The following is a 19,669-nucleotide window of genomic DNA, read 5'->3' on the forward strand; positions in this document are numbered from 1 at the left end:
TAAATTTTAAATATTCGTCAACCCCAGTTCCTCCTCCTCGATATCCCGTTTCCCTGGAAACCTTTTCCTGCAGCGCCCGGAACATCACAAACAACACCGGTATAATAAATATACCCAGCACTAACCCCCACAAGCATCCCCCCGACAGCACTCCACCCGATCGAGTGATTGCCCTGCGCCGACGCCCCCTCCGTAAAGATCAGCGGAAGCATCCCGATCACAAACGCAAACGACGTCATCAATATCGGACGAAGACGCAGCCTTGCACCCTCCAGCGCCGCCTCGACCAACCCCATCCCCGCCCTTCTCCGCTGCACCGCAAACTCCACGATCAGGATCGCATTCTTCGACAACAGACCTATCAGCATGATCAGTCCGATCTGCACATAAACGTTATTCTGCAACCCCGCAAGCCCCACAAAAGCAAACACACCCAGTATCCCCGTCGGCACCGTCAGTATCACCGCCAGCGGCAGGATATAGCTCTCATACTGCGCAGACAACAGGAAGAAAACGAACAACACGCTCAACACGAACACAAACACCGTTTGATTCCCAGCTTTGATCTCCTCCCTCGTTATACCCGTGAACTCATAGGCATATCCCTTCGGCAACGCCTTTTTGGCCGTTTCCTGCACTGCCTTGATGACATCCCCCGTACTGAAACCCGGCTTCGGCGTCGCATTGATCGTAACGGCATTGTACAGGTTGTTTCGGGTGACCGTCTCCGGACCATACACCCGGACAAATTTTGCCACAGAAGTCGCAGGCACCATCTGACCCGAACTATTCTTTACATAGACACCCCCAAGCGAATTGGCATCCAGCCGGTAGGGAACATCGGCCTGAGCCATCACACGGTAATATTTTCCGAACCGGTTGAAATCGGATACGAAACTACTGCCGTAATAGATCTGCATGGTATTCATCAGGTCCGTAACGGACACCCCCAACTGCTTAGCCTTGTCTTCATCCACCTCGATGGTATACTGAGGATTTCCGGTATTGAATGTAGTGAACGCCGAACCGACCTCCGGCCGCTGTGACAACGCCCCTACAAACCCCCAGGCCGTCCCGCCCAATTTCTCCAGCGACCCGCGCCCCCGGTCCTGTAGCATCATCTCCACGCCGCTGACATTCCCGAAACCCTGCACCGTAGGGAAGTTGACAAAGATGGACATCGCGTCCTTGACCTGGCCCGTCTCCCCGATCAATCTGCCCGCTATCTGATTAGGATCCTTTACCGGCCCCCGTTCATTCCTGGGCTTCAGCCGGGAAAAAACTACGGCATTCGGTGAGGCAAACGAACCCGTAACAAAATTAAATCCATTCACATTCCAGACATCACTGGCAGACCCATCCTGCCTCACGATATTATTGATCGCATCGGTAGCATGCGCAGTCCTGCTCAACGAGCTGCCCGCCGGCGTCTGCGCTACGGCGATGACAAAACCCTGATCCTCATCCGGAATAAATCCGGAGGGAGTCCTGCGAACGAGCAGAAAGGCGCCGACGGCCACGATCAGAAGCCCGATAATCGCCACCCATCTGCGCTTGATCAGGAACTGAATGCTGCGGATATATTTATCCGTCATCGCCGTAAATCCGGTGTTGAACGCAGAAAAGAACCGTGCCGTAAAACTCTTTCTTTGATTCCCCTCCGCATGCGGATTCTTCAGGAACAACGCACACAACGCCGGACTCAGCGTCAACGCATTCACAGCCGAAATAAGGATCGCAGTAGCCAGCGTAAACGCAAACTGCTTGTAGAACACCCCCGCAGGCCCCTGTACAAAACTCACAGGGACAAATACCGCCGCCATCACCAGCGTAATACTGACGATCGCCCCCGATATCTCATTCATACTTTCGATGGTCGCCCTCCTCGGCGGCAGATGCGTCCGCTCCATCTTCGAGTGTACGGCCTCCACGACCACAATGGCGTCGTCCACGACGATACCGATCGCCAGCACCAGCGCAAACAGCGTCAGCAGGTTGATAGTGAAGCCAAACAAATTCAGGAAGAAGAATGTCCCGATAATAGCGACAGGCACGGCGATAATGGGAACCAGCGTACTCCGGAAATCCTGCAGGAATATAAACACCACAAAAGCCACCAGCACGAACGCAATCATCAGCGTCTCTTCCACCTGCCCGATCGAGGCATCGAGGAACTCCTTGGCATTGTACATGATCTTGAAATGCATGCCATCGGGCAAATTCGAATCGAATTCCTTGATCTGCCTTTCCAGCTCGGTCAATATCTCGTTGGCATTCGAACCCGGCGTCTGCAACACACCAAAGCCGGAAGCCGGCTTGCCATTCAGCTTGTTGGAAGAGATATAGGTGTAAGCGCCGAACTCCACCCGAGCCACGTCCTTCAGACGAAGCAAAGACCCGTCGGCGTTAGCCTTTATCACCATATTCTCGTAATCCTCGTTCTTATTCAGCTTGCCCTTGTATTTTATTACATATTCGAACGACTCCGGACTATTTTGCCCCAGCCGCCCCGGCGCCGCTTCCAGGTTCTGGTCCCTGATCGCATTCAGTACATCCTGCGGAGCAAGATTATTGGCGACCATCCTGTCCGGCTTCAGCCAGATACGCATCGAATAATCCTTAGAACTGAATACCTGCGCCTGCGCCACACCCGGAATACGCTGCAAGCTCCGGAATGACGTTTATGCGAAGGTAGTTCTCAAGAAAAAGCTCGTTATACTTCGCACTGTCGTCGCTATACAGCCCCACGAACATGAGGAAGCTATTCTGTATCTTCTGGGTGGCTACGCCGGCCTGTATTACTTCAGGCGGCAGCTGACTGTTCGCCCTCGTCACCCTGTTCTGCACATTCACCGCATCGATATCCGGGTTGGTGCCCTGCTTGAAAAATACCGTCAGGTTCATCGTGCCGTCATTGCTGGAGTTGGAGGTCATATAGCTCATGTTCTCCACACCATTGACCGCCTCTTCTATCGGGACGGCTACTGTTCGCGCTACCACCTCGGCATTGGCGCCGGGATAGACCGCCGTCACCTGTACGCTCGGCGGCGCGATCTCCGGGAACAGCGTGATGGGCAATGACAGCAGGGACAGGCCCCCCAACAACAGCAGTATGATGGAAACGACCGTAGACAATACCGGCCTTTCGATAAATCTCTTTAACATAGAATTAGTTTTAAGATAAGGCCCGCAGGGCCCCTCCGGTTGATCAAAGCTGGCTTTGCCTTTAGCAGGCTGTCTGTAGAGATCATTTGCGGATTGATGACCATCCCATCCCTCAGTCCGCCGAACAGCGTCTGGGACATAGAGCTCAATACAACCTTATCGCCCTCTTTGACACCTTCCGAAACAAAATAATAGTTGGTTGTGCTGCCCGAAATGGTCAGCGGCCTGGTTACTATCTTATTGCTATCGGCCACCGTATAAACGAAGACCTTCCCCTGCAGCTCAAAGCTGGCTTCCTGCGGGATCACCAGCGCGGATTTGATCGAAGTAGGGATCCTTACCTTTCCGGTATTGCCGCTGCGCAGGCTTCCGTCCGCATTTGGAAAGCTCGCCCGGAGTCTGATAGCGCCTACCGTCTTGTCGAACTGACCTTCCACCAGTTCCACCTTCCCCGGCTGCGGATAAACGCTGTTATCCGCCAGCACCAGTTGTACAGGCGGCATTTGTTTTACCTTCTCGGCGATGGAATTTCCCGCGTATTTTTGCTTGAATTCGAGGAATTCGGGCTCGCTCATGGAAAAATACACCCGCATGTCCCGCGTTTCCGACACCACAGTAAGCGCCCCCGCCTGTGCTCTTCGTAACAAGACTTCCCGTCTTGAAAGGAATGATCCCCACATATCCGTCGCTGGGCGCCGTAATAGTCGTATAGGTAAGATTGACTTTGGCGTACCCGACCGAAGCCTGCGCCTGATCGACTGCCGCTTTGGCCGTGTTATACGACGCCTGCGCCGACTTCAGCTGTATATCGGATACAACATTGTTCTGCACCAGCGGTTTCAGCTTGTCAACATTGATCTGCGCATTTTCCAGCGAAGACTGGGCAGCCTGCAGATTGGCCTGCGCAGTATTCAGCTGCTCCTCATACGGCCGCTTATCGATAACGAACAGCGTTTGTCCCCGATGCACATACGCACCCTCATCCACCTCGATGGCCGTTAGATAGCCATCTATCTGCGGCCTTATTTCTACGTCCTGCTTGCCCTGCACGGATGCCGGATAGTCCTGGTAAGTAGTGGCAGGCATTGATTTCACCGTAATTACCGGCAGCGATGGCGGAGGCATCGCCCCCTGTCCCGCCTCTGCATTTCCGTTCTTACATCCATATAAGAGGATACCGGCAGCCAGCGGGAAACAGAAAGCCCTCAGCGACCATAAAATAGGCGGGAGTGATTGGGTGCATTTCATTATGTTGGTATTTGAGATGTTATCATAAATTTAGGAAATTCCCCAATCCCGCAGCACCTATGCCTTTCTCTTAAGTGTGATCACCGTCACCTCAGGCCATATACCCAGCCTGCCCGAGAACGCCAGAAAGCCAAACCCCCTGTTCACATACAGATACCGACCCCGGGTCTCCATCAGTCCCGCCCAGTTCAAATACCTGTATTCCACCGGACTCCAGCGAAACCTGTCCGTCTCTACCCCAAACTGCGCCCCATGCGTATGCCCTGACAAAGTCAGATGGATCATCGTCGGATTATGCCGTATCTTCTCCTCCCAGTGCGTCGGGTCATGCGACAGACAGATCTTGAACGCACCCGGATCCATACCCGCCATCGCCTTATCGAGATCCCCCATCTGAATAAACCCCTTCCCCCAGTTCTGTACTCCGATCAGCGCGATCTTCTGCCCGTCCTTCTCCAGCTCGACATGCTCATCCAGTAACAATCGGTAACCGAGTTCCCGGTGATGCCCCTTCAGACGCTCCAGATTGTCCGCCTTCTGCTGCTCGGAATCCCACCGGATATAGTCGCCATAGTCATGATTCCCAAGTATGGAGAACTGCCCGTACGGAGCCTTCAGCTGACCAAATCGGCTGATATAAGGCTCTATTTCCCACGCCGCGTTATTCACCAGATCCCCGGTAAAGACGAACAGATCGCTCTTCTGCTCTTTGGCCAGGTCGATGCCCCGCTGCACAGCGCCCACGTTATCGAAACTACCCGAATGGATATCCGAAAGCTGAGTGATCGTAAATCCGTCGAACGCCGGCGGCAGATCGTCAAAGAATAAGGTCGTCCTGTGTACCCGATAGTCATATTTGCCTTTCAGCATGGCATACATAAGGGACGTAAAGGGAATCGCGGCAAACAACGTCGCGGCCTGGCTGATGAACTGCCTCCTGCTGCCATCTACCTTTTTCCCCGACACCCGGCCAACACCCCAGTAAAAGAACCGGACCGATATCCCCCAGCAAAAGCACTACCACAAAAAATACCCTGGTAACAGTCAGCGCCAGCACCAGACTCAACACCCATTCGTGATACGGCCGCATCCCGCTCGCCGTCCTGAAACTGCCCAGACCCAGCAGAAACAACAGCGTTACCCCAATTGATACGAACAGATATCCCCACTTGACAGCCGCCGCCAATCGTCTCGATTTCCATCCTTTCGTCAGCGTCTTCAGACCGCTGAACACATACCAGTCCATCAGAATGCCCGCCACAAGAATGATCAAAAGGATCCTTATAATTCCGCTACCGTGCATATCCTGCAGATTTTTATATAAATGTATGGCATTTTATACCCCCTTTAACTATCTTCATCTCACTATAAACAAACAACCATGGGCCTCTTTGACAAAATTCGAAATGAATTCATAGATATCATCGAATGGGTCGATACCACCAGCGACACCATCGTATGGAAATTTCCCCGCTATCATAACGAGATAAAAATGAATAGCAAGCTCACCGTCCGCGAGACGCAGTGGGCCGTATTCATCAACGAAGGCGCCATCGCCGACGTCTTCACCCCGGGCATGTATACCCTCTCTACAGAGAACATGCCGATTCTCACCACGCTAAAAGGCTGGAAATATGGGTTCAACAGCCCCTTTAAAGCCGACGTCTTCTTCGTCAGCACACGCCAGTTCGTCAACCAGAAATGGGGCACCCGCAACCCCGTCATGCTCCGGGACGCAGAATTTGGCCCCGTTCGCCTCCGCGCATTCGGCAGCTTTGCCTTCCGCGTCAAAGACCCCGCCGTATTCCTGAAAGAGCTGGCCGCGACCAACCCCGAGTTTACCATCGACGGCATCAACGAGCAACTCCGCAACCTCGCCGTTTCACGCGGCATGGACGCCATAGCCGAAGCAAAGATCCCCATCCTCGACCTCGCCGCCAACTACGACGAAGTATCCGCACGCATAACCGAAAAGATAAAACCAGAATTTGGCGAACTCGGCCTCGAACTCACCAAGTTCCTCATCGAGAACATATCCCTTCCACCCGAGCTGGAAGCCGCCCTCGACAAACGCAGCAGCATGGGCATCGTAGGTAACCTCGGCGCCTATGCGCAGTACCAGGCCGCCAACGCAATGGAGGAAGCAGCCAAAAACCCCGGCGGCGGACTCGCGGGTGCCGGACTCGGCGCCGGAGTAGGCATAGCTATCGGCGGACAACTTGGAAATATCTTCCAGCCCAACACCGTCCAGCCCAACTCCACCCAGTGCCCCCGATACCCCCCACCCCTGCCGTCAGCCGACCCCTTCTACGCCGCTATCGACGGCAAACAGGCCGGCCCCTTCACCATGGAACAACTGGCCCAGCTGATCACAGCCGGTACCATCAACCAGCAAAGCCAGGTCTGGAAAAAGGCATGCCCGGATGGACCACCGCCAGCACCATCCCCGAACTGACCACCCTATTCAGTAACATGCCCCCGCCACTTCCATAAAAAATATCCTATCGCATGCCCCAGGCCGAACAGACCGTTATCCAAAATAATTCATTACAATGTAGCAGCTGCGGCGCAACCCTGCACTTCGCACCCGGTACCCACCAACTGCAATGCAGCCACTGCGGCGCCGCCAATGAGATCGCCGACACCGCCGATAGCCCGATCACCTCATACGACTACGCCGACTTCCTCGCTACCCAGCAGGGCGCGGGCCTCATGGCCAGCGTCGTATCCTGCCGCAACTGCGGCGCCACCACCACCCTGCCCCCGGAGATCAACTCCGACAACTGCGCCTTTTGCGCCAGCCCCCTCGTCATCAGCGAGGCCGAAAACCGCCCCATCACAAAACCCCACTACATCCTGCCCTTCCTGGTTCCACAGCCCAAAGCCCTCGGATACTTCCGCACCTGGCTCCAACGGCTCTGGTTCGCCCCTTCCGACCTCTCCAAAATTGTCAGCGGCGACGCCCGCCAGTTCAAAGGGGTCTATATCCCCCACTGGAGTTACGACGCCAACACCGTCTCCGACTACTCCGGCAGCCGCGGGGAATACTACTACGTGACCGAGACCTATACCGAAACCGTAGACGGCGAGCAGGTCGAACGCACCCGCGAAGTACGCTACACCAACTGGTACCCCGTCTCCGGTCGCGTAGAGGTCGACTTTAATGACATCATGATCTCCGCCAGCAACTCCCTGCCCCAAAAGGTGGCCAGCCGCCTCGAACCATGGCGACTGGAGGCGCTTACTCACTACAACGAACAATACGTCAGCGGGTTCCGCAGCGAGCTCTACCAGATAGACGCAGAAAAAGGCCTCACCGAAGCCCAGCGCAGAATGGCGAATGACATACAGAATACCGTCGTCCGGGACATCGGCGGCGACGAACAGCAGGTCCACGGCATCGATACCCAATACTATAACCTCGCCCTGAAATACCTGCTCCTCCCCGTATGGATCAGCACCTATAAATACAACAACAACCTCTATCACTTCACCGTCAATGCCTGTACCGGCGAGGTCGTCGGCGAGCGCCCCTATAGCGCGGGGAAGATCGCCCTGCGCAGTCATTGTCGGCATACTTATCATCATCGGAATAATCCTCGCATTGCAAAATCATTAACCCAAAACGCTCCTCATATGCGCGCCTTGCAACAAACCATCCTACTGCTCACCCTAACCCTTACCGCCTTCGCCCAACAGCCCCTCCTGCTCCGGCAGCCCGCCATCAGCAAAGACGGCTCCCTCGTCGCTTTCTCCTTCCAGGGTGATATCTGGACCATACCCGCCGCGGGCGGCAGAGCCACCCGCCTGACAGTCCACGAAGGCTACGAAGGACATCCCGTCTTCAGCCCCGACGGCAAACAGATCGCCTTCTCCGGCGCGCGCTACGGCAACAACGATATTTTCGTGATCCCCACCGAAGGCGGCACACCCCGCCGCCTGACCTTTCAGTCCGGCGAAGACATCATCTCCAGCTGGACCCAGCCCGACAAAATACTCTTCTCCACATCCCGCGAATTCAACGCGATCGAACGCTCCCTCGAAGTATACGCCATCAGCCCTTCCGGCGGCACCGAATCCCGCATGCTCGACGCAGTCGGCTACGATCCTATCCTTTCCCCCGACGGACGCTGGATCGCCTTCACCCGCGGCGACATCAATCCCATCGCCCGCGAAGCCTACAGAGGCAGCTCCAACAGGGACATATGGCTCTACGACACCCGTAAAAAAACATTCCAAAAACTGCCCGGCACAGCCGCCAACGACATCCTGCCGCAATGGGGCAGCAACAACTCTCTCTATTTCCTCAGCTGTATCGACGGGCCCTACAACCTCTACCGCTGGACCCTCGACGGAGATGGCCGCTCCGCAGCCCCCGAAAAGATCACCAGCTTCAATACAGAATCGATCCGTCACTACAGCATCTCCGCCGACGGCTCCTCCATCGTACTCGAAAGGGACATGCACCTCTATACGCTCAGGACAGCCTCGCCAAAAGATATAAAGACCCTCGACGTCACCATCAACGCCGACGACCGCCAGGACGCAACCGAACAAAAACGCTCACCAGCGGCTCATCGGAATACGCCGTCTCCCCTAACGGTAAACTCATCGCCTACGTCAACCGCGGCGAAGTCTTCATAAAAGAGGCCGACAAGGAAAAGACCAGAAGCGTCGACGTCTCCAATCACCCCTTCCGCGATATCCAGCCCGCATGGCTCAACGACTCGGCCCTCCTGTTCTGCAGCGACCGCGCCGACGGCAACTATGACATGTACCTCGTCCACTCCTCCGACACCGCCGAGCACAACATCTTCAAAAGCCTCAAACACGAACTGACACCCATCACCCATACCGGCGAAGACGAGGCCAAACCCGTCATCTCCCCCGACGGGAAAAGATTGCGTATATACGCGGCCGTGGCACTCTCGTCGTAGCGGATATCTCCCCGTCAGGCAGGCTGTCCGGCGAAAAACTCCTCACAAAAGGCTGGGCCACCCCCGGCGGTGTGGTCTGGAGTCCCGACAGCAAATGGCTGGCTTATTCCCAGTCCGACCTCTACTTCAACGACGAAGTATTCATCCAGCCCGCCGACAATTCCTCCGCGGCAGTCAACGTCTCCATGCACCCCCGCAGCGACATGACCCCTTTCTGGAGTCCCGACGGCTCCAAACTTGGCTTTCTCTCCGAACGCAGCGTATCCCGCAGCGTCGACGTCTGGTTCGTCTGGCTGAAAAAAGACGACTGGGAAAAGTCGAAGGAAGACTGGCAGGATAAAGATACCCCGGCCGCCGACAACGCAGGCGCGGCAAAACCAAAAAAGCCCGTCACAGTAACCATCGACTTCGACAAGATCTACGAACGCGTGGTCCAGGTGACCAGCTTCCCCGGCGACGAAGACGACCTGACCATCAGCAGGGACGGCGAAACATTTTACTATACCACCGCCAGTAGCACCGCCAAAGGACGCGACCTCTACAGCATCAAATGGGACGGTAAAGACCTGAAAGAACTCACGAAGGGCGGCGCCAACCCCTCCAACGTCAGCACCGACAAAGACGGCAAATACCTTTACTATAATACCCGCATGGGCGCCATGGCAAGGATCGACCTCAAAACAGCCGCATCCGAGAACCTGCCCTACAGCGCCAGGCTAAAGATCGACTACGTGAAAGAACGGACCCAGGTATTCGAGGAAGCCTGGAGGACGATGCGCGACGGCTATTACGACCCCAATTTCAACGGCTATGACTGGAACAAGCTCCGCGAAAAAATACCACGACCGCTGCGTATACGCCAGCACCAGCAACGACTTCCGCGATATGTTCAATCTCCTGCTCGGCGAGATCAACTCCAGCCACGTCGGCTTCACGGCCGCCGACCGCACAGAGACACAAAAAGACGCTACCGGCAGACTCGGCGTCGAACTGATACCCGTTCCCGCTGGCATGAAGGTCACACACGTCATCCCCAACAGCCCCGCCGATAAACACCTCAGCAAGCTCAGCACGGGTGATATCATCACCGCCGTCAACGGCGAGCCGGTTCGCGCGGAAGACAATTTCTACAGCCTGCTCAACGGCCTCAGCGACGAAAAGATCCTCCTCTCCGTCCAGTCCGCCGACGGCAAAACAAAAGAAGTTCCCATCCGTCCGAAAGCCAGCCTCCGGGACGACCTCTACGAGGAATGGGTCGACCAGCGCAAAAAACTCGTCGAAAAATGGTCGGGAGGCAAACTCGGCTATATCCATATCCGCGGCATGGACTTCCCCAGCTTCGAAGTGGTCGAACGAGAATTCACAGCCGCAGGCTTCGGCAAGGAAGGTCTCGTCATAGACGTACGCTACAACGGCGGCGGCAGCACCACCGACTATCTCATGACCATACTCAACTACAAACAACACGCCTATACCATCCCCCGCGGCGCCAGCGACAACCTCGAAAAAGACAAAAAGAAATTCAGGGACTACTACCCCATCGGCGAACGCCTCGTCTACGCCGCGTGGACAAAACCCTCCATCGCCCTCTGCAACGAAGGCAGCTACTCCAACGCTGAGATCTTCTCCCACGCCTACAAAACCCTGGGCATCGGCAAACTCGTAGGCACCCCAACCAACGGATCCGTCATCTCTACCGGCGGCAAACAGCTGATGGACGGTTCCTTCGTCCGCCTCCCCGGAAGGGGCTGGTACGTAAAAAGTACCGACAGGAACGAAGAACTCGGCCCCTGCATACCCGATATCCAGGTCGAGAACCAACCCGACTGGATCGCCCGCGACACCGACGACCAACTAAAGGCCGCCGTCGACGAGCTCCTGAAAGAACTCAAATAACCCCTCCATAACCTCATAAATTATCCACCATGGCCGGGCTCTCCCCGGCCATTTCCCCCCTCCACCGACGGGCCCCTCCCCCGGCCATTTTTTTCCCTATATTTAATCCATGAACCGTCTGATCGTCATCTCTACATTTATTTTATTGGCCGCCTGCAACAATCCGTCTGCCTCTTCAAAAAAGACCGACTCTCTTTCCCTGCGGAACAACATTCCCGAATCGAAAGTCCTCGCCCCCGATTCCGCCATCGGCAAAATGCACATCCAGCCCGGCTATAGCGTCCGGCTCGTAGCCGCGGAACCCCTGATCGCCGCACCGGTAGCCCTCAGCTTCGACGAAAAAGGCAGGATCTGGACCGTGGAAATGATGGACTATATGCCCGACACCTCGGGAACCGGCGAAGACGCACCCAGCGGAAGAGTCGTCATCCTCTCCGATACCAACGCCGACGGCCGCATGGACCAAAGCAAAGTCTTCCTCGACTCCCTCGTCCTTCCACGCGCCATCTGCCTCATCGAAGACGGTATCCTCGTCGCCGAACCACCCAAACTCTGGTACTACACTATAAAGAACGACAAACCCGTTCACAAGACCCTTGTCGACTCCGACTACGCCGCCGGCGGTAACGTCGAACACCAGCCCAATGGACTCTTCAGAGCCATGGACAACTGGATCTACAACGCCAAATCCGCCAAGCGCTACCGGAAAGTCGGCAGCCGCTGGCTCATCGAAAGAACCCAATTCCGCGGTCAATGGGGCATATCACAGGACGATTACGGACGTCTCTATTACAACAACAATTCCGAAAACCTCCTCGGCGACTACTTCCTCCCCGGCCTCGGCGCCAACAACCCCCACCAGCGCAACGTCGCCGGCTTCAACGAACACATCGTCGCCGACAACCGCGTCTTTCCCGTCCGGCCCACCACCGGCGTCAACCGCGGGTACCAGCAGGGCATACTCGACGATAGCCTGCGGCTAAGAGAATTTACCGCCGCCTGCGGACCCCTCATCTTTAACTCCACAATGTTCGGTGAGGAAAATATCGGCCACGCCTTCATCGCCGAACCCGCCGGCAACCTCATCAAAGAAGACATCCTCACACCCGCCGGATTCGTCACAAAAGGCAAAGAAGCCTACGAAAAAAAGGAATTCCTTGCCAGCGAAGACGAACGCTTCCGCCCGGTCAATCTATACACGGGCCCCGACGGCGCCTTCTACATCGTCGACATGTACCGCGGCATCATCCAGCACAAAACCTATCTGACCACTTATTTAAAGAACGAAATAAAACAGCGGGCCCTCACAAAACCCCTCAACTGCGGACGGATCTATAAGGTCATCCCAACCAGTGCCACATCCTCCCCTACAGGAGTCAACCCCGTCTCCAGGCTACAGACCCCCACATTCTCTGACAACCCAGCCCATTGGGTCGACCTGTTACACGACGCCAACGGATGGACCCGCGACAAAGCCCAACAACTGCTCGTCGACCACAAAGCCACCCAAACCATTCCCCTCCTCCGCCAGTTACTCAGCAACGGCAAAGTCCCCGCACGGCATGCCCTATGGACTCTCGAAGGCCTCGGCGCCCTCCAGCCCTCCGACCTTCTGCCGCTGATAAAAGGCAACGACCCTACCCTCCCGCGTCCAGGCCCCGGCCGCACTCCCCTCGATAATCACCCATAACAACTACCGCCAGTTCCTGCCCGCCATCGACGATATCATAGCAGGGAAAGACACCCTCACTATTCCATATATCGCATTCATCACACCTTCTATCCAAAAGCTCGATCCCAAACTCGCCCACGATATCCTCATTAAGCTGACCACCCAATACCCGAATAATATCTACATCGCCGACGCCATCATCAGCAATCTCTATAATAAGGAAGAGGCCTTCTACAAAGAGTCCCTCGCGATCGATCCGGATACCACCCTTACCATCAACCGCCAGCTGAAAAAAGTACTCCGCGATATCGCCTCTGCCGGCAGCGCCAGCAGCTTTAAAAAACTCGCCGCGAGCTACCCCAAAGGCGCCGCCATCTTCCAATCGGTCTGTCAGACCTGCCACGGCACCGACGGCAACGGCATCCGCGCCCTCGGCCCTCCCTCAACGGTTCCAACTGGGTCCTCGGCGACAAGAACAAACTGATCCCCATCGTACTCTACGGCCTCACCGGCCCCATAAAAGTCGCAGGGCGACTATACAAGGCACCCGAAGTCAGCGGCGACATGCCCGGCATCGGCTCCAATAAAGAATTTACCAACGAAGACATAGCCCAAACCCTCAACTTCATCCGCAACGCCTGGACCAACAAAGCCAACAAGGACGACAAGATCATCCCCGAAGACATCGGCGCCATCCGCGAAAAATTCAACGACCGCCAAAAACCCTTCACCATGGACGAACTCGCAACCCTAAAATAACTCCACCTCCACCCGCCCCGGCCTCGGTGTCCGGGGCGGCCCCAAAACAACCCCTCCCATTCTCTCCCGGTTCACGCCTATCTTCCTTCCCCCCGGCTACTCCCCCGGGCCGCCACGTCCCCCGCCCTCGCGGTTCACCCCCTACCCCCCAACTCCCTCTCCACCCCCTCACCAACCCCCTCACCCCCACTAGAACCTTCTGAACATCCAAACCCCGAACACCTCCCAAAAACCGCCTGATCTCCTTCTCCTTATCCCTGTACTCCCTCAAAGGCAGACAGATCGGCCCGTCCGGTCTCGTCTCCCACACATAGGAAGCCAGCGGCAGATACGGATCCCCCTCCTGCACAACCAAATTCTCCATCCGTTCAAAAAGCCCCTTATCCAAACTCCTCCTCAAATCCCGCCAGACAACAATTCCCGCAACATCTTCTCCCGCCCCTTTCACCATTCCCGCCAGCCCAACCAAACCCTCTCCCATCAATACTCTCACCAACAAGTCCTTAAACGACTCCTCATACCTATCCAAAACATCCACACTCCATAACCTGTATTTCCTCAACATCCCGTCCAGCGTGAACCGTTCTGCATCCTCGTCGATCAGCGCATCCAGCAGGCGGCTCTCCAGATCGATGACCTGCAAAATATTGCCGGGCAACAGACCATACCTCGGCCTGGCCAAAAGCTCGAAATAATAACTCTTGAAAAAAACGGTCCTGCGGTCATACGTCACCTGCAGATACAACGGATAAGTCGCACTGCCCCGGAACATCACTTTCTTCAGCCGCGCATTATTATAGGTCTTGTAGCTTACGGAATAAAACTCTTTAGGCAAAGGAATTTTTAACTAAATATATTTATTTGTTTTGATTAAATTACAATTTCATCAAAACTTTATTCACATGAACGCTTCCTCCGAAAATTCCGGCTCCGCCGCCTCAACATCCGCCTCTCCGAAGAGGAATGGGACAAGATCCACCATCTGGCCGCAGGTACCACCTGCCGCAGCATCAGCGACTACGCCCGCAAAGTGCTTTCCCGCAAACCGGTCCGCGTCTTTTACCGCAATAAGTCCTTCGACGCATTCGAAGAACAAATGACCCGGCTCATCCCCCTTCTGGAGAACCTGGCCGCCAGCAACGACCTCCCCGCCATCACCACCACAATACAGGAAATAAAAACACACATCGAAAAACTGTCCGACCATGCGACCAAAAATAATGACATCCCGCAGCATCACCCGCTCCCTGATCTATAATGAACAAAAAATCACCCAGGGACGCGCCGAACTGCTCACCGCAGCCAACTTCCTCAAGCAAGCACACCACCTCAGCTACGCCGAAAAGCTCCACTGCTTCGAAAGACGCGTGCAGCTCAACGATAGGGTCAAAACCAGCCAGCACATCACCCTCAACTTCGACCCCGCTGACCGGCTGACCAACGAACAAATGCAGACCATCGCCCAGCGATATATGCAGGAAATAGGCTTTGGACAACAACCCTACCTCGTCTACCGCCACCACGACGCTGGCCACCCCCACTGCCACATCGTAACCACCCATATCCGCAGCGACGGCACCCCAATCGAACTCTACAACATCGGCCGCAACCAGTCCGAAGAAGCCCGTCTACGCATCGAAGAAGAATTTCACCTCGTCACCACCGAACAAAAACAAACACAGCGCCTGCAACAGCGGGTGATCAGCAGCCTGCACGGACACCGAGACTCCCCAAACCCAATAGAATACGGCAAATCAGGCCTCACCCGCCAGATCTCCGACGTCCTCGACTACGTCACGAAAGAATATAAATACACCAGCCTCAAAGAGTTCAACCTCGTCCTTCATCAATTCAACCTCGAAGCCTACCGCGGAAAAGAGAACACCCAGCTCTACGAAAGCCGCGGCCTTCTCTACCGCGTTCTCAACGAACAAGGCAGCTACATCGGCGTCCCCCTCAAAGCCTCCTTCTTCGACTCCCAACCCACCCTCGACAACCTCGAAAAACAATTCATCCAAAACCTCCGCCTCAAACAGGAGCACCGGGACCACGTCCGTGTCACAATCGCCTGGGAACTCAGCAACAAATACCGCGACCTCGATTATATCATTGACCAACTGCGCGACGAAAACATTCGCATGGTCCGCCGCCACGACAAAGACGGCCACTGCACCTCCGTCCACTATATACATCGCGCGACCAACTGCATATACACCGGCGAGGAACTCGGCCCCAAATGCGACCATCGCCTCATACAAAGTGTGATGGAACGCGACCGGCAGGAACAGCTCGAAGAAACCCAAACCCAACGCCACCGCCTCCGCCACCACTTCTAACCAAACCCGCCACACCGCGCAAATCCGTCCCAAAACCGTACACTATTCATATCAGGACCGTACACCCGTCTGCCCTACCAAAATCATAACTCACTGTACCTCAACCATAACATATTCCTGGCACTCCGCTGGAATATACTCTGGCACACCCGGGGACGCCCAGGTCAAAAGAAAAAACATAACTCAAACAACATTTAAAAATAATTTTATGAAACAGTCAATCATCGTAACCGTTCTCCTCACCATCTTTACCAGCTACAGTTACGCCAAACCAACGGCAGACATCAACGCATCGATCAAGTCCTCCTTCCACCAGGAATTCCAAAACGCACAGATCCTGTCCACCGAATCCTACCAGACATTCACGAAGCTCACCTTCAGAATGAACGACGCCGTCCTCTCCGCCTTCTATGCCGAGAACGGCGAACTGCTCGCCCTCACCCGCAACATCCTGTCCTCACAGCTACCTATCAACCTCCTCACCAACCTCAAAAAAAGGTTCGGCAACTACTGGATCACCGACCTCTTCGAATTCGAAAGGGATGGCCAAAGCAGCTACTACGTCTCCATCGAGAACGCAGATACCAAAATGACCCTGCGCTCCACCGGTGAAGGCTGGCAACTCTATTCCTCCGTAAAAAAATAGTGATTTAGCAATTATGAAGGAAGCTTCTTCGAAAGGGGAAGCTTCCTTCCCAACCCGATCAATACCGCAAAGACGATCCAGAACCCGACCAGTATCCCCCCCGTTCGCTAACGCTCTTGGATATCCTAATTTATCCACATCGGCAAAAGGATAGGGATAGAAGCCGGTCATCGCCCCCACTACCAGTATCCAGACTATATACCCCAACGGATACCCCAGCCAGACAACAGCCGACCGCCACCCCAACCCATCCTTCTGCACCCATAGCACCCAGTATACCAGACAGGAAAAAGGCAGAACAACGTGCAGGAACTCGTCCGCCACAAGCTCTCCCCCATTCAGCTCCCTCAAACCGCGCAGAAAAAAATAATGTATGATACCGACCACGAGCATATACCCGGTCACCGCTGTAACCAGCGAAGCACTACCCGGCCTCCCAAGCCCAATCCTCAAAAACACCACAGCCGCCAGCAAATTCGTAAGGATAGTAAAATAACAAAAGAACCGCAGCAACATCACACCTACCGGCGCCACGCCGCTCTGCAGATACTCCACCAGTTGCAGCACTACCATGGCCAGGCCAATAACGCCGGCCACCAGGCCATATGATCGGGTAGAACGCATTTCTAAATATACAATCTATTTTACTTCAAACTCCGCCACCCCGCTGCCCATCTTCCCGTCCGCCGTCAAACCCTCTACCACCACCACATACCTCCCTGGAAGGTCGGAGGAATAAAAACTCACTCCCCCCGGCCCTTTTCATCCGTCTCCAGCTGCGGCGCCCAGTAAAGCACATTCCTGAAATCCGCCAGATGCGACCCAGCTTCTTCATCAGTGGCATAAGACGGCGAATAGAACTCCCTCTGCAGCTCGAGCCCCTCGTAGTCCACCACCGTCGCATGCGGATCGAGTATATATCCCCCCAGATCACCCTTATAGGTGATCCAGTTCATGATTCCTTTGAAATCGGTACCACCCAAAAAATACCTCCGCTGCACCGTTTCCAGCTTCCTGATCTTCAACGGATCGAGAGACATCAGCGTGTCGATATTCTTCACGGGCACCCCATCCAGCAGGATCAGCGGATCCTCGTCAAAAAATTCGGTATGCTGAACGTCCAGCAGCGGCAGATGAAAATGGCCACCTCTCTTCTTAACCATCATCCACCTCACATACTCCCGCATCACCTCCTCCATCGTCGTAAACCTCGTATAGTCATCCAGCAAATAAGAGAAATCCGGCACCCCATAAAAACTGCTGCTATCTATGAATGAAGGAAAGCCAAACCGTTTTAGCCTCACCCCTCCATACCGGTTCAGCGCCTGCATCGCTATCCCCTTATCCACCAGCAGCGACGAATCGCCGGACGAAAGCACCAGCGGGGTCAACCGCCTGTCGCTATACCGGTCCGACCAGGGACTGGCGACCTCTACCCTGTACAGGCTGTCCTCTTCATCCCGGAACTGCAAGACCACTTCATGCGCGTCATAGAAATCCTTCAATTCAAACCTTACCTTGCCAAGGCTATCGCTATACCACGGACAGAACTGCGTACGCGTCCCCGGCACCGACAGATATGCCACCACCTCCTTGTTCACCGGCGCCCCCGTATGCCCGTCTACAACCCGACCCGAAATGATCACCCCATTGTATTCCGGCGGGAATTCAAAGGAAGGCTTGCCCCCCGCAATACATCCTCCCACCTGAAACGCCTCCACCCATGCGTAAGCATCAGGTTATCGAGCGCCTCCGCGTCTTCCGGATGCTCAAAATAATAGTCCGGCGAATCTATTTTACCCTTCAGATCCGAGCTCAGCAGCAGATAGCTGCCGATATGGTCGCCCGTTGCCGACTGAAGCCCGTCGACCCGGAACACCGCAAGCGAACAGTCCGTTGCTGCCGGCCTTCCCGCGCCATCCACAGCCGCAACCGCCAGATCGATCTTCTTTCGGGTCCCGTAATTATTGCCGTCCGGCTTCACCACTAACTTCAACGTATCGGAAGGCGCCCTGAACACGAGCCGCTCACACAATGGTCGCCTTTCCCCATCAAAGACTGTTATTTGATTTATCCCTTCCCCCAGCTTGCCCCTGCTGATCTCAAACGAAGCCTTCCCATCCCTCAAAACACCAGCCTCAGCCAGCTTCACTTTTCCCCGCGCATGCGCGACCAGGTAAACATCCGACCTTGCTGCCGTCGACTGCAGATCCACCCGCAAATTATTAGCATCTGATGCGGAAACACGCATTACCATCCCCGCCTTGTACGCCGCCGGCAGATCGGCGCTGACACTCTGCCCACCCGCAGTCCTGAACGACCCCGCATAATGATGCCCGGGTCTCGGCCGCAACACAAAGCTGCCGATCCCGAACCGATGAACCGCACAATGCGCCACCGTATCCCTTTCGTCCTCTATGATCGCACCTTCACCCGATACACCCCTGCCATATTCGTCGGTCACCCGGAATGCGACCCTGCTCTCGATATCCTCCACCAGATTGCCGCCCTCCGGAAAATACGACACACCATATTTGGGCGCAGCGGCCGCCACAGGAGCCTCCGCCGAGCGACGCACATTCGCCACCGCTATCGCTTTTTCGAAATACCAGTCTTCGCCATAATTCTTCATCCACGCCGTGTACACACGAAGTTTATAGTTCCCCGACCGCATCGTCAGAGGCAGATACACCGACCCGTCTCCATGCCCCCTGTCGAGTCCGACCTTCTCCTGCAGCACCGGCTTATTGTCCCTGTCCAGCCATTCCAGATAGGCGATCTTGCTCAGGTCCAGCGGACGATGCGAAGTCGCGTCCACCACGTACAGCTTGAACCAGCAGATCTCGCCGGCCAGGTAAAATTCCTTGTCCGTATGTACGTATACCTTTTCCTGTAGCCGCTGCGCACGATACTGATCCATAGCCTTGCCCAGACCCGCAGGCCCCTGCGCCGATCCCCGCAAAGACAAAAGGACAAAAAATACAACGATCCTCTTCATTACTTTAAATTA

The 19,669-nt window shown here is 55.3% G+C and carries 21 protein-coding genes and 1 pseudogene; 10 read left to right on the plus strand and 12 right to left on the minus strand.

Annotated features, from left to right (window positions below; translation table 11 throughout):
- Positions 1 to 17 precede the first annotated feature (17 nt).
- The 6 genes from ACQ86N_RS33850 to ACQ86N_RS33875 are packed head-to-tail and all read right to left on the minus strand — an operon-like array spanning position 18 to position 5,716.
- A complete protein-coding gene (locus ACQ86N_RS33850) occupies positions 18 to 2,666 on the minus strand; it encodes an efflux RND transporter permease subunit (protein WP_431210900.1) in 2,649 nt (882 codons plus the stop codon).
- Entirely contained in the window at positions 2,620 to 3,165 is a 546-nt protein-coding gene (locus tag ACQ86N_RS33855; protein WP_431210901.1) for an efflux RND transporter permease subunit, read from the minus strand. Before ACQ86N_RS33855 ends, ACQ86N_RS33850 begins: the two co-directional genes overlap by 47 nt.
- Positions 3,159 to 3,668 (minus strand): efflux RND transporter periplasmic adaptor subunit, encoded by a 510-nt coding sequence (locus tag ACQ86N_RS33860; RefSeq protein ID WP_431210902.1) that lies wholly within the window; start codon positions 3,666 to 3,668, stop codon positions 3,159 to 3,161. The genes ACQ86N_RS33855 and ACQ86N_RS33860 overlap by 7 nt, the downstream gene beginning before the upstream one ends.
- Entirely contained in the window at positions 3,637 to 4,413 is a 777-nt protein-coding gene (locus ACQ86N_RS33865; protein WP_431210903.1) for an efflux RND transporter periplasmic adaptor subunit, read from the minus strand. The genes ACQ86N_RS33860 and ACQ86N_RS33865 overlap by 32 nt, the downstream gene beginning before the upstream one ends.
- 57 nt (positions 4,414 to 4,470) lie before the next feature.
- Positions 4,471 to 5,283, minus strand: coding sequence for a metallophosphoesterase (locus tag ACQ86N_RS33870; RefSeq protein WP_431210904.1), 813 nt, complete (start codon positions 5,281 to 5,283; stop codon positions 4,471 to 4,473).
- Positions 5,264 to 5,716 (minus strand): hypothetical protein, encoded by a 453-nt coding sequence (locus tag ACQ86N_RS33875; protein ID WP_431210905.1) that lies wholly within the window; start codon positions 5,714 to 5,716, stop codon positions 5,264 to 5,266. Before ACQ86N_RS33875 ends, ACQ86N_RS33870 begins: the two co-directional genes overlap by 20 nt.
- 78 nt (positions 5,717 to 5,794) lie before the next feature.
- Between ACQ86N_RS33875 and ACQ86N_RS33880 the strand changes: the two genes are divergently transcribed.
- From ACQ86N_RS33880 to ACQ86N_RS33905, 6 genes are all read left to right on the plus strand, one after another.
- Entirely contained in the window at positions 5,795 to 6,868 is a 1,074-nt protein-coding gene (locus ACQ86N_RS33880) for an SPFH domain-containing protein (RefSeq protein WP_431210906.1), read from the plus strand.
- Between the two features lie 53 nt (positions 6,869 to 6,921).
- The gene (locus tag ACQ86N_RS33885) at positions 6,922 to 9,057 is read left to right on the plus strand and encodes a zinc finger domain-containing protein (protein WP_431210907.1); all 2,136 of its coding nucleotides are present in this window, start codon (positions 6,922 to 6,924) and stop codon (positions 9,055 to 9,057) included.
- A 128-nt stretch (positions 9,058 to 9,185) separates the two neighbouring features.
- Positions 9,186 to 9,350, plus strand: coding sequence for a hypothetical protein (locus ACQ86N_RS33890; protein WP_431210908.1), 165 nt, complete (start codon positions 9,186 to 9,188; stop codon positions 9,348 to 9,350).
- 71 nt (positions 9,351 to 9,421) lie between these two features.
- Positions 9,422 to 10,402: a hypothetical protein gene (locus tag ACQ86N_RS33895; protein ID WP_431210909.1), complete on the plus strand. Its 981-nt coding sequence runs from the start codon at positions 9,422 to 9,424 to the stop codon at positions 10,400 to 10,402.
- A complete protein-coding gene (locus ACQ86N_RS33900; RefSeq protein WP_431217705.1) occupies positions 10,362 to 11,246 on the plus strand; it encodes a S41 family peptidase in 885 nt (294 codons plus the stop codon). Before ACQ86N_RS33895 ends, ACQ86N_RS33900 begins: the two co-directional genes overlap by 41 nt.
- A 109-nt stretch (positions 11,247 to 11,355) precedes the next feature.
- On the plus strand, positions 11,356 to 12,936 hold the full coding sequence (locus ACQ86N_RS33905) for a DUF7133 domain-containing protein (RefSeq protein WP_431210910.1): 1,581 nt from the start codon (positions 11,356 to 11,358) through the stop codon (positions 12,934 to 12,936).
- Here ACQ86N_RS33905 and ACQ86N_RS33910 read toward each other — a convergent pair.
- Positions 12,884 to 13,300 carry a hypothetical protein gene (locus ACQ86N_RS33910; protein WP_431210911.1) on the minus strand — a complete coding sequence of 139 codons (417 nt, stop codon included), beginning with the start codon at positions 13,298 to 13,300 and terminating at the stop codon, positions 12,884 to 12,886. The genes ACQ86N_RS33905 and ACQ86N_RS33910 overlap by 53 nt on opposite strands.
- Here ACQ86N_RS33910 and ACQ86N_RS33915 point away from each other — a divergent pair.
- Together ACQ86N_RS33915 and ACQ86N_RS33920 are read left to right on the plus strand one after the other, a co-directional pair.
- Positions 13,292 to 13,402 (plus strand): hypothetical protein, encoded by a 111-nt coding sequence (locus ACQ86N_RS33915; protein ID WP_431217706.1) that lies wholly within the window; start codon positions 13,292 to 13,294, stop codon positions 13,400 to 13,402. The genes ACQ86N_RS33910 and ACQ86N_RS33915 overlap by 9 nt on opposite strands.
- An 80-nt stretch (positions 13,403 to 13,482) precedes the next feature.
- Complete coding sequence (locus ACQ86N_RS33920) at positions 13,483 to 13,677, plus strand: hypothetical protein (protein ID WP_431210912.1); 195 nt, start codon at positions 13,483 to 13,485, stop codon at positions 13,675 to 13,677.
- On the opposite strand, the gene ACQ86N_RS33925 is transcribed toward ACQ86N_RS33920, so the two are convergent.
- Both ACQ86N_RS33925 and ACQ86N_RS33930 read right to left on the minus strand, forming a co-directional pair.
- Complete coding sequence (locus ACQ86N_RS33925) at positions 13,646 to 14,512, minus strand: hypothetical protein (protein WP_431210913.1); 867 nt, start codon at positions 14,510 to 14,512, stop codon at positions 13,646 to 13,648. The genes ACQ86N_RS33920 and ACQ86N_RS33925 overlap by 32 nt on opposite strands.
- 63 nt (positions 14,513 to 14,575) lie before the next feature.
- Positions 14,576 to 14,884 (minus strand): hypothetical protein, encoded by a 309-nt coding sequence (locus ACQ86N_RS33930; protein ID WP_431210914.1) that lies wholly within the window; start codon positions 14,882 to 14,884, stop codon positions 14,576 to 14,578.
- Here ACQ86N_RS33930 and ACQ86N_RS33935 point away from each other — a divergent pair.
- Together ACQ86N_RS33935 and ACQ86N_RS33940 are read left to right on the plus strand one after the other, a co-directional pair.
- Entirely contained in the window at positions 14,883 to 16,013 is a 1,131-nt protein-coding gene (locus ACQ86N_RS33935) for a relaxase/mobilization nuclease domain-containing protein (RefSeq protein WP_431210915.1), read from the plus strand. The genes ACQ86N_RS33930 and ACQ86N_RS33935 overlap by 2 nt on opposite strands.
- Before the next feature lie 208 nt (positions 16,014 to 16,221).
- Positions 16,222 to 16,659 (plus strand): hypothetical protein, encoded by a 438-nt coding sequence (locus ACQ86N_RS33940; RefSeq protein WP_431210916.1) that lies wholly within the window; start codon positions 16,222 to 16,224, stop codon positions 16,657 to 16,659.
- Between the two features lie 162 nt (positions 16,660 to 16,821).
- Here ACQ86N_RS33940 and ACQ86N_RS33945 read toward each other — a convergent pair.
- The 3 genes and pseudogenes from ACQ86N_RS33945 to ACQ86N_RS33955 form a co-directional block, all read right to left on the minus strand.
- Positions 16,822 to 17,283 (minus strand): annotated as a pseudogene (locus tag ACQ86N_RS33945) (Pr6Pr family membrane protein); the annotation flags it as partial.
- A gap of 119 nt (positions 17,284 to 17,402) precedes the next feature.
- Positions 17,403 to 18,305, minus strand: a complete 903-nt coding sequence (locus ACQ86N_RS33950; protein WP_431210917.1) for a hypothetical protein — start codon at positions 18,303 to 18,305, stop codon at positions 17,403 to 17,405.
- Complete coding sequence (locus ACQ86N_RS33955; protein WP_431210918.1) at positions 18,302 to 19,657, minus strand: hypothetical protein; 1,356 nt, start codon at positions 19,655 to 19,657, stop codon at positions 18,302 to 18,304. Before ACQ86N_RS33955 ends, ACQ86N_RS33950 begins: the two co-directional genes overlap by 4 nt.
- Positions 19,658 to 19,669 lie beyond the last annotated feature (12 nt).

Source organism: Puia sp. P3 (assembly GCF_050632245.1).
Taxonomy (GTDB): domain Bacteria; phylum Bacteroidota; class Bacteroidia; order Chitinophagales; family Chitinophagaceae; genus Puia.

Bases quoted from the DNA above. Each gene is read 5' to 3' on its own strand.
- ACQ86N_RS33955 (WP_431210918.1), bottom strand. From the start codon at position 19,657: ATGAAGAGGATCGTTGTATTTTTTGTCCTTTTGTCTTTGCGGGGATCG.
- ACQ86N_RS33905 (WP_431210910.1), top strand. From the start codon at position 11,356: ATGAACCGTCTGATCGTCATCTCTACATTTATTTTATTGGCCGCCTGC.
- ACQ86N_RS33900 (WP_431217705.1), top strand. From the start codon at position 10,362: ATGAAGGTCACACACGTCATCCCCAACAGCCCCGCCGATAAACACCTC.
- ACQ86N_RS33875 (WP_431210905.1), bottom strand. From the start codon at position 5,716: ATGCACGGTAGCGGAATTATAAGGATCCTTTTGATCATTCTTGTGGCG.
- ACQ86N_RS33860 (WP_431210902.1), bottom strand. From the start codon at position 3,668: ATGCCGCCTGTACAACTGGTGCTGGCGGATAACAGCGTTTATCCGCAG.
- ACQ86N_RS33865 (WP_431210903.1), bottom strand. From the start codon at position 4,413: ATGAAATGCACCCAATCACTCCCGCCTATTTTATGGTCGCTGAGGGCT.
- ACQ86N_RS33935 (WP_431210915.1), top strand. From the start codon at position 14,883: ATGCGACCAAAAATAATGACATCCCGCAGCATCACCCGCTCCCTGATC.
- ACQ86N_RS33855 (WP_431210901.1), bottom strand. From the start codon at position 3,165: ATGTTAAAGAGATTTATCGAAAGGCCGGTATTGTCTACGGTCGTTTCC.
- ACQ86N_RS33940 (WP_431210916.1), top strand. From the start codon at position 16,222: ATGAAACAGTCAATCATCGTAACCGTTCTCCTCACCATCTTTACCAGC.
- ACQ86N_RS33920 (WP_431210912.1), top strand. From the start codon at position 13,483: ATGCCCGGCATCGGCTCCAATAAAGAATTTACCAACGAAGACATAGCC.
- ACQ86N_RS33930 (WP_431210914.1), bottom strand. From the start codon at position 14,884: ATGGTCGGACAGTTTTTCGATGTGTGTTTTTATTTCCTGTATTGTGGT.
- ACQ86N_RS33870 (WP_431210904.1), bottom strand. From the start codon at position 5,283: ATGCTGAAAGGCAAATATGACTATCGGGTACACAGGACGACCTTATTC.
- ACQ86N_RS33890 (WP_431210908.1), top strand. From the start codon at position 9,186: ATGTACCTCGTCCACTCCTCCGACACCGCCGAGCACAACATCTTCAAA.
- ACQ86N_RS33880 (WP_431210906.1), top strand. From the start codon at position 5,795: ATGGGCCTCTTTGACAAAATTCGAAATGAATTCATAGATATCATCGAA.
- ACQ86N_RS33885 (WP_431210907.1), top strand. From the start codon at position 6,922: ATGCCCCAGGCCGAACAGACCGTTATCCAAAATAATTCATTACAATGT.